Annotated in this window: 12 protein-coding genes; 8 read left to right on the top strand and 4 right to left on the bottom strand. The window is 68.2% G+C overall.

Annotation, left to right across the window (positions count from 1 at the left end; genetic code table 11):
- The first annotated feature begins 18 nt into the window (after positions 1 to 18).
- From secD to AVKW3434_RS14920, 3 genes are read left to right on the top strand one after another with little or no spacing between them, the layout of a single operon-like run.
- Positions 19 to 1,911, top strand: coding sequence for a protein translocase subunit SecD (gene secD, locus AVKW3434_RS14930; RefSeq protein WP_272566597.1), 1,893 nt, complete (start codon positions 19 to 21; stop codon positions 1,909 to 1,911).
- A gap of 12 nt (positions 1,912 to 1,923) precedes the next feature.
- The gene (gene secF, locus AVKW3434_RS14925) at positions 1,924 to 2,877 is read left to right on the top strand and encodes a protein translocase subunit SecF (protein ID WP_272566599.1); all 954 of its coding nucleotides are present in this window, start codon (positions 1,924 to 1,926) and stop codon (positions 2,875 to 2,877) included.
- A 36-nt stretch (positions 2,878 to 2,913) separates the two neighbouring features.
- On the top strand, positions 2,914 to 5,244 hold the full coding sequence (locus AVKW3434_RS14920; protein ID WP_284406469.1) for a DUF1631 family protein: 2,331 nt from the start codon (positions 2,914 to 2,916) through the stop codon (positions 5,242 to 5,244).
- A 38-nt stretch (positions 5,245 to 5,282) separates the two neighbouring features.
- Here AVKW3434_RS14920 and recX read toward each other — a convergent pair whose 3' ends face one another.
- Together recX and recA are read right to left on the bottom strand one after the other, a co-directional pair.
- On the bottom strand, positions 5,283 to 5,741 hold the full coding sequence (gene recX, locus AVKW3434_RS14915) for a recombination regulator RecX (protein ID WP_272566602.1): 459 nt from the start codon (positions 5,739 to 5,741) through the stop codon (positions 5,283 to 5,285).
- A 77-nt stretch (positions 5,742 to 5,818) separates the two neighbouring features.
- Positions 5,819 to 6,910, bottom strand: coding sequence for a recombinase RecA (gene recA, locus AVKW3434_RS14910; protein ID WP_284400760.1), 1,092 nt, complete (start codon positions 6,908 to 6,910; stop codon positions 5,819 to 5,821).
- A gap of 140 nt (positions 6,911 to 7,050) precedes the next feature.
- Here recA and AVKW3434_RS14905 point away from each other — a divergent pair, with 140 nt between their 5' ends.
- From AVKW3434_RS14905 to AVKW3434_RS14890, 4 genes are all read left to right on the top strand, one after another.
- Positions 7,051 to 7,554: a MarR family winged helix-turn-helix transcriptional regulator gene (locus AVKW3434_RS14905; protein ID WP_284406468.1), complete on the top strand. Its 504-nt coding sequence runs from the start codon at positions 7,051 to 7,053 to the stop codon at positions 7,552 to 7,554.
- 127 nt (positions 7,555 to 7,681) lie between these two features.
- Positions 7,682 to 9,331 (top strand): methyl-accepting chemotaxis protein, encoded by a 1,650-nt coding sequence (locus AVKW3434_RS14900; RefSeq protein WP_284406467.1) that lies wholly within the window; start codon positions 7,682 to 7,684, stop codon positions 9,329 to 9,331.
- A gap of 134 nt (positions 9,332 to 9,465) precedes the next feature.
- Positions 9,466 to 10,140 (top strand): response regulator, encoded by a 675-nt coding sequence (locus tag AVKW3434_RS14895; protein ID WP_272566607.1) that lies wholly within the window; start codon positions 9,466 to 9,468, stop codon positions 10,138 to 10,140.
- Positions 10,141 to 10,225: 85 nt separating this feature from the next.
- On the top strand, positions 10,226 to 11,683 hold the full coding sequence (locus AVKW3434_RS14890; protein ID WP_284406466.1) for a sensor histidine kinase: 1,458 nt from the start codon (positions 10,226 to 10,228) through the stop codon (positions 11,681 to 11,683).
- A gap of 40 nt (positions 11,684 to 11,723) precedes the next feature.
- On the opposite strand, the gene AVKW3434_RS14885 is transcribed toward AVKW3434_RS14890, so the two are convergent.
- Together AVKW3434_RS14885 and AVKW3434_RS14880 are read right to left on the bottom strand one after the other, a co-directional pair.
- Positions 11,724 to 12,071 (bottom strand): DUF4148 domain-containing protein, encoded by a 348-nt coding sequence (locus AVKW3434_RS14885; RefSeq protein ID WP_284406465.1) that lies wholly within the window; start codon positions 12,069 to 12,071, stop codon positions 11,724 to 11,726.
- Between the two features lie 229 nt (positions 12,072 to 12,300).
- Positions 12,301 to 12,639 (bottom strand): DUF4148 domain-containing protein, encoded by a 339-nt coding sequence (locus AVKW3434_RS14880; protein ID WP_272566610.1) that lies wholly within the window; start codon positions 12,637 to 12,639, stop codon positions 12,301 to 12,303.
- A gap of 516 nt (positions 12,640 to 13,155) precedes the next feature.
- Here AVKW3434_RS14880 and AVKW3434_RS14875 point away from each other — a divergent pair.
- Positions 13,156 to 13,371, top strand: coding sequence for a hypothetical protein (locus AVKW3434_RS14875; RefSeq protein WP_284406464.1), 216 nt, complete (start codon positions 13,156 to 13,158; stop codon positions 13,369 to 13,371).
- Positions 13,372 to 13,422: the final 51 nt, after the last annotated feature.

Raw genomic sequence — 13,422 nt, 5'->3', positions numbered from 1 at the left:
AGAGTTAAGAGCGCGATCATGAACCGTTACCCGGTCTGGAAGTACGCGATCCTCGTGATCGCGCTGCTGGTGGGGGCCCTGTACACCCTGCCCAATTTCTTTGGCGAGGCCCCTGCCGTGCAGGTGTCGTCGGCCAAGGCGACGCTGAAGGTCGATGCCGCCGTGCAGCGCCGCGTCGAAGAGGCCCTGAAGGCCGCGGGCGTCGTGCCCGATGCCGTGAGCTTCGATGGCAATTCGGTGCGCGCGCGCTTCGACTCGCCCGACAGCCAGCTCAAGGCCAAGGACGCGATCCAGAAGGCCCTGGTACCCGATCCGGCCGACCCGCCGTACATCGTCGCGCTGAACCTCGTCTCGCGCTCCCCCGACTGGCTCAGCGCGCTGCATGCGCGCCCCATGTACCTGGGGCTGGACCTGCGCGGCGGCGTGCACTTCATGCTGCAGGTGGACATGCAGGCGGCCCTCACCAAGAAGGCCGAATCGCTCGCCGGCGACCTGCGCACCACGCTGCGCGACAAGAACATCCGCCACGGCGGCATCAGCCGCGACGGCCAGGCGGTGGACATCCGCCTGCGCGACGAGGCGACCGCCACGGCCACGCGCAACGTGATCACCGACCAGTTCCCCGACCTGGTGGCCACCAGCAGCCCCGACGGCCAGGGCGTGCGCGTGCGCGCCACCATCAAGCCCGAGGCGCTGCGAAAGGTGCAGGACCAGGCGCTCAAGCAGAACATGACCACGCTGCACAACCGGATCAACGAACTCGGCGTGGCCGAGCCCGTGATCCAGCAGCAGGGCCTGGACCGCATCGTGGTGCAGCTGCCCGGCGTGCAGGACACCGCCAAGGCCAAGGACATCCTGGGCCGCACGGCCACGCTGGAAGTGCGCATGGTCGACGAAAGCGCCGAGGCGCGCTCGGCCGAACTGGGCTCCGGCCCCGTGCCCTTCGGCGACGAAAAGTACCTGGACCGCAACGGCCAGTCCATCATCGTCAAGAAGCAGGTCATCCTCACGGGCGAGAACCTCACCGACGCGCAGCCCGGCTTCGACGGCCAGACGCAGGAGCCTACGGTCAACCTCACGCTCGACGCCAAGGGCGCCCGCATCTTCAAGGACATCACCCGCGAGAACGTGGGCAAGCGCATGGCCATCGTCCTGTTCGAAAAGGGCAAGGGCGAAGTGGTCACGGCCCCCGTGATCCGCAGCGAGATCAGCGGCGGCCGGGTGCAGATCTCCGGACGCATGACCACGGCCGAGGCCAACGACACCTCGCTGCTGCTGCGCGCCGGCTCGCTGGCCGCGCCCATGGACATCATCGAGGAATACACCATCGGCCCGAGCCTGGGCGCCGACAACATCGAGCGCGGCATCCACAGCGTGGTGTGGGGCTTCGTGGCGATCTCGGTCTTCATGTGCATCTACTACGCGCTGTTCGGCGTGATCTCGTCCATCGCGCTGTCGGTGAACGTGCTGATGCTGCTGGCCATCCTGTCGATGCTGCAGGCCACACTGACCCTGCCCGGCATCGCCGCCATGGCGCTGGCGCTGGGTGTGGCCATCGACTCCAACGTGCTGATCAACGAGCGCATCCGCGAGGAACTGCGCGCCGGCGTGTCGCCGCAGGCGGCCATCCACGCGGGCTACGAGCGCGCCTGGGCGACGATTCTCGACTCGAACGTGACCACGCTGATCGCAGGTCTCGCGCTGCTGGCCTTCGGCTCCGGCCCGGTGCGCGGCTTCGCCGTGGTGCACTGCATCGGCATCCTGACCAGCATGTTCTCGGCCGTGTTCTTCTCGCGCGGCCTGGTCAACCTCTGGTACGGCCGCAAGAAGAAGCTCAAGAGCGTGTCCATCGGACAGGTGTGGAAGCCCGAACCCGACAGCACCACGTCCGCCGTGGTCAAGTCCAACTGAAGGAGAGGGACCATGGAATTCTTCCGCATCCGAAAAGACATCCCGTTCATGAAGTACGCGTTGGTTCTCAACGCGATCTCCTTCATCACCTTCGCGCTGGCCGTGTTCTTCCTGATCACGCGGGGGCTGCACCTGTCGGTGGAGTTCACCGGCGGCACGGTCATGGAAGTGGCCTATACGCAGAGCGCCGACATCGGCAAGGTCCGCAGCACCGTGTCCGGGCTGGGCTATTCCGACGTGACCGTGCAGAACTTCGGCACGGCGCGCGACGTGATGATCCGCCTGCCGGTGCAAAAGGGCGTGACCTCGGCGCAGCAAAGCGAGCAGGTCCTGGGCGCCCTCAAGGCGGCCGACCCCGACGTCACGCTGCGCCGCACCGAGTTCGTGGGCCCGCAGGTGGGCGAGGAACTGGTGCACGGCGGCCTCATGGCGCTGGGCATGGTGGTGATCGGCATCGTGATCTACCTGGCCTTCCGCTTCGAGTGGAAGTTCGGCGTGGCGGCGGTGATCGCCAACCTGCACGACGTGGTGATCATCCTGGGCTTCTTCGCGTTTTTCCAATGGGAATTTTCGCTGGCGGTGCTGGCGGGGGTGCTGGCCGTGCTGGGCTACTCGGTGAACGAGTCGGTCGTGATCTTCGACCGGATCCGCGAGGCCTTCCGCAAGTACCGCAAGATGAGCACGCACGAGGTCATCGACCACGCGATCACCAGCACCATGAGCCGCACGATCATCACCCATGCCTCCACGGAGGCCGTGGTGCTGTCGATGTTCTTCTTCGGCGGCCCCAGCCTGCACTACTTCGCGCTGGCGCTGACCATCGGGATTCTGTTCGGCATCTATTCATCGGTGTTCGTGGCGGCCGCCATCGCCATGTGGCTGGGCGTCAAGCGCGAAGACCTGGTGAAGGCGCCGCCCAAGAAGGACGGCGACCCGAACGATCCGAACGCCGGCGCAGCGGTCTGACCGCGACGCCCCGGGGCGCCCCATAATCGACGGCGTATGGAAGAACTCCTCCCCCCCACCGCGCCCCGGCGCCTGGCCCGCCTGGCCCGGCAGCGGTTCGTGGAGGGCCTGGTGGCGGGGCTGCCCGGCCTCGACAACGAACTGCAGGATTTCCTGACCCAGCTCATGGGCCTGACGGCCACGCAGCGCGAGATGCAGACGCGCCGCGACCTGTGGATGCGCTACCAGCAGCGCCACCAGGCCTGGATCGCCGGCTGCACCCGCGCCCTGTCCGAGGCCATGCTGCCCCTGGTCAGCACCACCCGGGGGGCGCTGCCCGCCGGGGGCGGGTTCGAATTGCTCAGCGACGACGTCGTCGAGAACCAGATCATCGCCTCGCGCATGGCGCTCACGGTGATGGAGCACACGGGCAACGCCTTCGACACCCTGCGGCAGTTCATTCAGCACCTGGAAGGCCAGGAGCTGGACGGCCGCGACATCCTGCGCCCCGAAACGGTCTGCCTGCTGTTCGTCGACCAGTGGGTCGAGGCCGGCATGGAGCGGGGCGATCTGCAGACCGCCATCGACCCCCTGCAGCGCCAGCTGGGCGAGCTGGTCTTGCGCGAATACCAGGCCGTCAACGCGTTCTGCACCGAGCAGGGCGTGAAGCCCGACAACGACCTGCGCTCCAAGGTGCGCCGCACGGCGGGAGGCTCGTCCTCTCCCGCGGGCCTGGCGTCGCAGGCCCTGCAGCAATCGGCGCAGGCCTTCGCCCTTGAGTCCGCCCAGGCGAGCATGCACGGCATGCCGTCCCAGGGCGGCATGCCGGCGCCCGGGCGCATGGGCGCGCAGGGAACGGCCTTCGGTGCCGGCATGCAGGCGTTCATGACGCCGCTGGCGCGCGCGCGCCAGCGGGCCCAGGGCGTGATGGGCCAGTTGCGCCGCCTGCTGGTGCAGCCCGCCACGGGCTTCGACATGGTGAATGCGCCGCCGGCCTCCGCCGCGCTGGCGCAGGCCCTGTCGGCCCACCGGGCGCAGGCGCAGACGTACTACAGCGGCGTGGCCACGCTGGTCGAGGACTACAGCCCGGCCGCCGTGGTGCAACTGGTGGGCGCGGTGCGCGAGCGCTCCACCGAACTCAAGGCCAAGGCCTCCACCCCCGGTGAAAAGGCCATCATCGAGGTGGTGGCGCTGATGTTCCAGAGCATCCTGAGCGAAGACCGCATTCCGCCGGCCGTGCGCGTGTGGTTCGCGCGGCTGCAGGTGCCGGTGCTGCGCGTGGCGCTGGCCGAGCCCGAATTCTTCAGCGACGTCGCCCACCCGGCGCGCCGCCTGATCGACCGCCTGGGCGGCGTGGTGATGGGGTTCGACGCCACCGCCATCAACGGCAGCGCGCTGGAAGGCGAGATCCGCCGCGTGGTGCAGGTGATCGAGCAGTACCCCGAAACCGGGCAGCGCGTGTTCCAGCTCGTCTATGACGAGTTCGAGAAATTCCTGGCCAAGTTCCTCACGGCCAAGCAGGCCACCTCCAAGCTCGTCAGCGTGGCGCAGCAGGTCGAGCAGCGCGAGACGCTGGCCATCCAGTACACGATCGAGCTGCGCACCATGCTGCGGGACATGCCGGTGCGCGAGGAGATCCGCGATTTCCTCTTCAAGACCTGGGCCGAGGTGCTGGCCATGTCGGCGGTGCGCGACGGCGCGCAGCACCCGGACACCGTCGCGCTCAAGCGCACGGCGGCCGACCTGGTCTGGGCCGCCAGCGCCAAGCCCCACCGGGCGGATCGCGCCAAGGTCATCCAGAGCCTGCCGCCGCTGCTGCAGCACCTGCGCCAGGGCCTGGCGCTGCTCGGCGTGAACGGGCCGGAGCAGGATGCGCAGGTGAAGGTGCTGACCGACACGCTGGCCGATGCCTTCCTGTCCAAGACGGCCTCCATTCCGCAGGCGCACATCGATGCGATGGCGCGCCGCCTGGCCAATCTGGAGGACTACATCAGCGATGCGACGCTGGGCGAAATGCCGCTCAACGCCGACAACATCGAACTGATGCTGGGCATCGATGCCTCGTCCATCCACGTGATCGCCGACAACGGCGCGCCTGTGGAGCCGGGCATGGTGGCCTGGGCGCAGGAGCTGCAGCCCGGCGCCTGGTTCACGCTGGACCACAACGGCGCCTCGGCCCAGGTGCAGTACGTGTGGCAGAGCCAGCGCAAGCAGCTGCACCTGTTCGCCGCGCCCGATGGCAGCAGCTACCTGCTGCAGCTCAAGCGCCTGGGCGCCTACCTGCAGTCCGGCCTGCTGGTGGCGCAGGAAGAGGAAGCCCTCACGATGCGGGCCACGCGCGACGCGCTGGCCAAGATCGACGCCAACCCGGAACGGTTGCTGGACTGAGCCGGCCGGCCTCGGCGGGCCCGCCGGAATCACAGCCGTCAATCGCCTTCGTCGTCCCCGCCGCCCCGCACCACGCGGCGCACGATGTCGCCGGCAAAGCCCCGCGCGGCCATGAAGCGCATCTGGCGCGCGCGCTCCTGCGGCGTCTCGCCCGGGGCGCCGAAGCGCTGGCGCCACACGGCCTGTGCGCGCTCCAGTTCGGTGGCGCGTAGACGCTCCGCGGTGGCGCGCACCAGGGCGTCGTCCAGCCCCTTGCCGCGCAACTCCTGCACCAGGCGCTGCGTGCCCAGGCGGGCGGCGCGGCGGTTCACCACCGAATCGGCCACGCGCTGCGCGCTGATGAAATCCTTGGCCTGCAGGTCGTCGAGCACGGCGTTCAGGTCGTCGCCCTCCTGCACGTGGCGGGCGAGCTTGGTGGCCAGTTCGGCGCGGGAGTGTTCGCGCTGTGCCAGCAGGCGCAGCGCCCGGCCCTTGAGCGAGAGCGTCGCAAATCCCATGGTGCTATGAAAGTGGAAGCGTCCAGCGCCTGTCAATCAAGCGCTGGAGCCGGGCATGGCCTGCAATCGGCCAGGGCTTACTTCTCGGCCGCTTCCTTGGCCGGGGCGGCGGCGGGGGCTTCCAGGCTGGCGGGCAGCAGGGCGATGCCCAGGCTCTCGCGCACCTTGTTCTCGATCTCACGGGCGAGGTCGGCGTTCTCGCGCAGGAACTCCCGCGAGTTGTCGCGGCCCTGGCCGATCTTCTCGCCGTTGTAGGCGTACCAGGCGCCGCTCTTTTCGATGATCTTCGCGTTCACGCCCATGTCGATGATCTCGCCCTCGCGGCTGATGCCCTCGCCGAAGAGGATGTCGAACTCGGCCGTCTTGAACGGCGGGCTGACCTTGTTCTTCACGACCTTGACCTTGGTCTCGTTGCCCACGGCCTCGTCGCCCTTCTTGATCGTGCCGGTGCGGCGGATGTCCAGGCGCACCGAGGCGTAGAACTTGAGCGCGTTGCCACCGGTGGTGGTTTCGGGGCTGCCGAACATCACGCCGATCTTCATGCGGATCTGGTTGATGAAGATGACCATGCAGTTGGTCTTCTTGATGGTGGCGGTGAGCTTGCGCAGCGCCTGGCTCATCAGGCGGGCCTGCAGGCCGGGCAGGGCATCGCCCATTTCGCCCTCGATTTCGGCCTTGGGAGTGAGCGCGGCGACCGAGTCGATCACGATCAGGTCCACGGCGCCCGAGCGCACGAGGCTGTCCACGATCTCCAGGGCCTGCTCGCCGGTGTCGGGCTGGCTGATCAGCAGATCGGACAGCTGCACGCCGAGCTTCTGGGCGTATTGCACGTCGAGCGCGTGTTCGGCATCGACGAAGGCGCACTGGCCGCCCTGCTTTTGCATCTCGGCGATCACCTGCAGCGTGAGCGTGGTCTTGCCGGACGATTCCGGGCCGTAGATCTCGACCACGCGGCCGCGGGGCAGGCCGCCCACGCCCAGCGCGATATCCAGGCCCAGCGAGCCGGTGGAGACGACCTGGATGTCCTCGATCACCTCGCCTTCGCCCAGGCGCATGATCGTGCCCTTGCCGAACTGCTTCTCGATCTGGGCCAGCGCGGCCTGGAGGGCCTTGGCCTTTTCAGTGTTGACGGGCTGGGCGGGGTGGGTCCCCTTGACGGCGAAGTCCATGGAAAGTCCTTGAAAAACAATGGGTTGGGGTGTCTCTGTCCGGCTGTGGGTAGTCACAGGCTGGATGCTTGAACAGTAGTTTATGCGAGCCGTCTCGGCGCGTAAACGGTGTTTTAAGTCAGTTTCCCTGACAATGTGCCATGGCCGAAACCCCACCCTTTCCCCCCCTCGACGACGGCTGGCGCCAGACCCACCTGGGCCGCCTGCTCGGGCATGCCATGCGCCGGTTCGATGCCCGGGTGCTCGAACTCATGGCCCACAACGTGGAAGTGCCGCTGGCGCTTTCCAACCTCGCCGCGCGCGATCAGGTGAGTGCGGCGCACGTCCACATCACGCGCCACCTTTCGCTGGATGGCGACCGGCTGACCGATCTGGCGCAGCGGGCCGGCATGACGAAGCAGTCCATGGCCGATCTGGTGGACCAGTGCGCTGCCTGGGGCCTGGTGGTTCGGGAACCGGACCCACGCGATGCCCGGGCGCGCCGGGTCTGCTTTACCGCTGCGGGACTGGCGTGGCTGCAGGCATTCCGCGACGCGGTGGCCCAGGCGGAGGCGGAGTTCCGCATGGCGGTGGGCGACGAGGTCGCCACGGTGGTTGCGATCGGGCTGGAAGCGTATGCGGGAGGTGACGGGCTGTCAGGTTGAAAGCTGCAAAAATGATACAGCCGGCATCGCATTTCTGTCATTTCCGCGCTGCGGATGCTGGTTTTAAGCCTGTTCTAAGGTGTCTAAATGTTAATCGAGATACCAAACGCAATAGGTGGTCCTTATCATGAACCTGCACAACCTCCGCATCGGCGCCAAGCTGGCGCTCGCCTTCAGCATCACCACGCTGATCACCGTCGCCCTGGCCTGGATGGCCTGGGGCCAGATGCTCCGCATCAACGCCAGCGCCGAAGACCTGGCCACCAACTGGCTTCCCAGCATCGAGGCCATCGCCAACGTGCGCATCGCCGCCAACCGCCTGCGGCGCACCGAGAGCGAGGCCTTCCTGCCGACGGACCAGAGCAACCTGAACAAGCTCAAGGAAGAACTCAAGGTGCGGCGCCAGCAACTGGCAGAGGCCGAGGCCGTGTATGCGCCGCTGGTCAATCCGGGCGAAGAGCGCAAGGGCTACGAGGCCTATCAGGCCCAGCGCGACCAGTACCTCGCGGTGCAGCGCCGCATGCTGGACCAGCCACTGCAGGCGCACGATGAAACGCTGCGGATCTTCTTCACCGATTCGGAAAAGGGCTTCGATGCCATGGCGTCCACGCTGGGCGAGTTGGCCCGCGTGAACCGCCGCGGCGGTGACTCTGCGCACGACGACGCGGTGGCCACGTTCCACCGCGCGCAGGCCACGCTGCTGGCCCTGCTGATCGCTGCGGTGGCGATCGCCTCGGTGCTGGCCTGGTGGATCACGCGGCACATCACGCGGCCGCTGGCCTCGGCCGTCGGAGTGGCGCGGGGCGTGGCCGCCGGCGACCTGACGATGGACATCGCCGTGCACGGCAAGGACGAATCCGCGCAGCTGATGCAGGCCCTGAGCGACATGCGCGCCAGCCTGGCGAGCGTGGTCGGTGCCGTCCACGGCAGCGCCGAGGGCGTGGCCGCGGCCAGCTCGCAGATCGAGCAGGGCAACCAGGACCTGTCGGCCCGCACCGAACAACAGGCCTCGGCTCTGGAAGAGACCGCCGCATCCATGGAGGAGCTGAGCTCCACCGTGCGCCAGAACGCCGACGGCGCCCAAAAGGCCAGCCAGCTGGCGGCGGACGCGTCCACGGTGGCGCAGCGCAGCGGCGACGCGGTGGAGGTGATGGTGGAGACGATGAAGAGCATCGACGCCGCCTCCCAGCGCATCGCCGACATCATCGGCGTGGTGGACGGCATCGCGTTCCAGACCAACATCCTGGCGCTCAATGCGGCGGTGGAAGCCGCCCGCGCAGGCGAACAGGGCCGCGGCTTCGCCGTGGTGGCCTCCGAGGTGCGCACGCTGGCCCAGCGCAGCGCCGATGCGGCCAAGGAGATCAAGGGCCTGATCGCCACGAGCGTGGAGCGCGTCGGCGAGGGCTCGGCGCAGGCCAACCGCGCGGGCGACACGATGAAGGAAGTGGTGCAGTCCATCCAGCGCGTCGCCACCATCGTGGCGGAGATGAGCATCGCCACGCGCGAGCAGAGCGAAGGCATCGGCCAGGTGGGCGAGGCCGTGGCGCAGATGGACCAGGTCACGCAGCAGAACGCCGCGCTGGTCGAGGAAAGCGCGGCGGCGGCATCGAGCCTGAAGTCGCAAGCCGAGCAACTGGTCGATGCGGTGTCGGTCTTCAAGATCGACGGGGTACATACGGCGGCGGCCGCGTCTTCGGCAACGTCCCGCGCGCGGTCGGTGCCGCTGCCGGCCGGGCGCCTCGCCGCCCACGGCCGCACGCTGCCCCTGCCGGCATAGCACCACCTGCGCGGGGAGGGCGCGGCGCGGGATTTCCCCCACGCGCTCCCCCGCCGCCTGGCGGGGCGGGCCTCTAGAATCGGTCTCCAATGCAGCGGCCCCGCCACCGGCCGCGCTCCCAGGAGACAACCCCCATGCGCATCCTCATTGCCGAAGACGACCAGGTGCTGGCCGACGGGCTGCTGCGCACCCTGCGCGGCTCCGGCGCGGCGGTCGATCACGTGTCCAGCGGCAGCGAAGCCGATGCGGCCCTGATGACCAACCACGCGTTCGACCTGCTGATCCTGGACCTGGGCCTGCCGCGCGTGCACGGGCTGGAAGTGCTCAAGCGCCTGCGCGGACGGGGCTCGGCCCTGCCGGTGCTGATCCTCACCGCCGCGGACAGCGTGGAAGAGCGCGTGAAGGGCCTGGATTTCGGGGCCGACGACTACATGGCCAAGCCCTTCAGCCTGCAGGAGCTCGAGGCGCGCGTGCGCGCCCTCACGCGGCGCGGCATGGGCGGCACGACCAGCGCCATCCGCCACGGCCCGCTGGTGTACGACCAGGCCGGCCGCATGGCCACCATCGACGGCAAGCTGGTGGAGCTGTCGGCGCGCGAACTGGGTCTGCTGGAGGTGCTGCTGCAGCGCGCCGGCCGGCTGGTGTCCAAGGAGCAACTGGTCGAGCGCCTGTGCGAATGGGGCGAAGAGGTGAGCAACAACGCCATCGAGGTGTACATCCACCGCCTGCGCAAGAAGATCGAGCGCGGCCCGATCCGCATCGCCACGGTGCGCGGCCTGGGCTACTGCCTCGAAAAGATCGCCACCTGAATGCTATTGATTTAATAGCGGTATGCCCTAGTGATGATTGCGCTGACGGCCCTTTTGGCTTGAACCCCTCCACCGGCGTCCTGTCTTGAAGATCTTCCAGCGCGAGCAGCGCTCCCTCTTCGGCGAGATCCTGGACTGGATGCTCACGCCGCTCCTGCTGCTGTGGCCCGTGAGCCTGGCACTCACCTGGCTGGTGGCGCAGGGCCTGGCCAACAAGCCCTTCGACCGCGCGCTGGAGTACAACGCCCACGCCCTGGCGCAACTGGTCACGGTGCAGGGCGACAAGGCGCAGTTCAACCTGCCGCAGCCGGCCAGCGAAATCCTGCGCGCCGACGAATCCGACATCGTTTACTACCAGGTGGTCTCGCCCACAGGCGAGTTCCTTTCCGGCGAGCGCGACCTGCCGCGCCCGCCGCCGCCCGAGGACGAGCGTCCGCTCTCGGGCGAGGTGCGCCTGCGCGATGCCGAACTGCGCGGCATCGAGATCCGCGTGGCGTCCATCTGGGTGCGGGTGCCGCTGCCGGGCGCGCCGGCCGCGCTGGTGCAGGTGGCCGAGACGCGCGAAAAGCGCAGCGTGCTGGCCACGGAAATCATCAAGGGCGTGATGCTGCCGCAGTTCGTGATCCTGCCGCTGGCCGTGCTGCTGGTGTGGCTGGCCCTGGCGCGCGGCATCCAGCCCTTGAGCCTGCTGGAGGAGCGCATCCGCGCCCGCAAGCCCGACGACCTTTCGCCGCTCGACCACAAGGCGGTGCCGCTGGAGGTGGCGCCGCTGGTGGATTCGGTGAACGACCTGCTGGGCCGGCTCAGCGACTCACTGGCCACGCAAAAGCGCTTTCTGGCCGATGCGGCGCACCAGCTCAAGACGCCGCTGGCCGGGCTGCGCATGCAGGCCGACCTGGCGCAGCGCGAAGGCACCAGCACCGAGGAGTTGAAGCGATCGCTGCAGCAGATCGGCCGCTCCAGCATCCGCGCCACGCACACGGTGAACCAGCTGCTGGCCCTGGCCCGCGCGGAAGGCAGCGGAACGGCCCTGGCGCGCCAGCCGGTGGACCTGGCGCGGCTGGTGATCGAGGTGGTGCGCGACTGCGTGCCGCGTGCCCTGGACAAGCACATCGACCTGGGGTACGAGGGTGCCGAGCCCGGTGCGCCCGGCGTGTGGATGGAGGGCAATCCCACGCTGCTCAAGGAGCTGGCGCGCAACCTGCTGGACAACGCGATCAACTACACGCCCTCGCGGCCCGGGGCGCCGGGGGTCATCACTGCGCGGGTGCTGGCCGACACCTTCGGCCACGTGCTGCTGCTGCAGGTCGAAGATTCCGGCCCCGGCGTGCCGCTGGCCGAGCGCGAGCTGGTGTTCCGCCCGTTCTACCGCGTGCTGGGCAACGACGCGGACGGCTCGGGCCTGGGCCTGCCGATCGTGCTGGAGATCGCGCGCCAGCACAGCGCCACCGTGCAGCTGGAAGACGCGCACCCCGGCCAAGTGCCGCCGGGCGCCCGGTTCAGCGTGCAGTTTCCCGCCCATCCGCCGCTGCCGGCGGCCTGACCGGCCGCGCGCCGCGGCGTGCCGGGAGCGCGACGCCCGTTCAGTGGCTGGTCTCGCTGGCCGCGGCGCCGGCCACAGGCTGGGCGCCCTGGGCGCGGCGCAGTTCGGCCTGGAAGGCGCTGCCGCTGCGCAGGCGCTGGTATTCGGCCAGGCGCTGCGGGCTGGCTTCGTCCACCGCTTCGGAGCGGTCGCTCTCGTTGGCCTGGCCCAGCCCGGCGCGCTGCCACAGGCGGGTGTCGGCCTCCACCGCAGCACGGGTGAGCGTGCTGCGGGTGGCCACTGGCTCGTCGCCGAAACGGTCTTCCTGCGATGGCGCGGCGTGGGCGGCGGACACCGTGGCGCCGGCGAAGGCGATGGTGGCAATGGCGATCAGGTGCTGGGTGTTCATGGCGTTCGTTCCTTGGGCTTGAAAACAGGGGTGACAAAGGGCAGCGCGGGGTGCCTGCCTGACTGCCAGTTTCGGTGTTTCGCCGGGCCGGGTATGTGCGTAAACGCACAGCGGGAGCGCATTGGTCCAGGGCGGCGTGAAAGCGCCGCCCATGAAAAAAGCCCCGGTGCTTCGCGCACGGGGGCTCGGGGGTGTGGCGCGCCGTGGGCGCGCCGGGATGCGCGGGGCATCAGTTCATCGTGGTGCTGGAGGCCATGCCGGCGACGTTGTGGCCGCCGCCGACGCGCTGCACTTCGGCCAGGTACTCGGGGCCGCTGCGTTCGCGCTGGTACTGGGCCAGGCGCATCTGGTAGGCCGGATCGGCATCGGGCGTGCGGTCGGCGGCTTCGAACTGGTTCAGGCCGGCGCGGTTCCACAGGTTCAGATCGGCCACGACTTCAGCGCGGGTCAGTGGCTGGCCCTGCTCGACGGGCTGGGCGCCGAACTGGTCTTCCTGCGACACGGGGGCAGCGGAGGCAGCACCGGCGAAGGCGATGGCGGCGATGGCGATGAGGTGTTTGCGGTTCATGGTAGTGATTCCTTCCTTGGGATCGATTCAACTGGACTGCAGCGCCGGATTGCGTCTGCATGGAAGCCAGTTTGCGCCGCCGGACCCGCTAGGTCTGTGCGAAAACGCACAGTTTTGTGTAGGTCTGTCGCCTACCGGTCCGTGCGCCCAGGGCCGCCGCCGCGTCCGACAGGGCCGCGCTTCCGAGGGAAAAATGCCGCACTGCAACATCGCGTTACGCAGGTGGCCGCATCGGGCGTTGCGCGCCGAAAAACGTCTTGAAACGCGTGTGAAAGCGATTTTCTTGGGCGATAGGCCCCCTCCGGCCCCCCGTGAGGCGCTTATCACTGCCGAGTTGCTACCTCTGCCGGAATGGGCAGATGTTTTCGATGACCATGAAAAGCAGATGTCGGTCGCTGCGACATGTTCATGGATGCGCTCGAACCCCAGGCGATGTGCGCAGAGCGAAGGTCGAAAATATAGAAACGTCGAGCAGGCATCAGCCAGAATGCCGCTTTGAATGCTGGGATTGGGCTCATGGATTCTGTGGTCGACCTACTTGTGCTTTTAACGTTGCATTGGCGAGTGGGCATTTCAACTTTGATCGCACTCGTAGTCGCGGTTTTTTTATCCACGGCGCTGACTGCATTTTCCGGTTGGTTTGGGGTGCCGTTAGTCATTCTTGGTTTTGGCGCAGGCTTGTTGTGGGAAGGCAGCGCCCTATCAAGCACTCGACAGCACGATCACCGCTGAAACTGGCTCCTCATCGCCCCTCCACTTCGACAGAATTCGGCCATCGGCAGC

The organism is Acidovorax sp. SUPP3434 (assembly GCF_030159015.1).
GTDB lineage: Bacteria > Pseudomonadota > Gammaproteobacteria > Burkholderiales > Burkholderiaceae_C > Paracidovorax.
The sequence above is the reverse complement of the archived record's forward strand: the minus strand, read 5'-3'. Positions and strand labels throughout refer to the sequence as shown.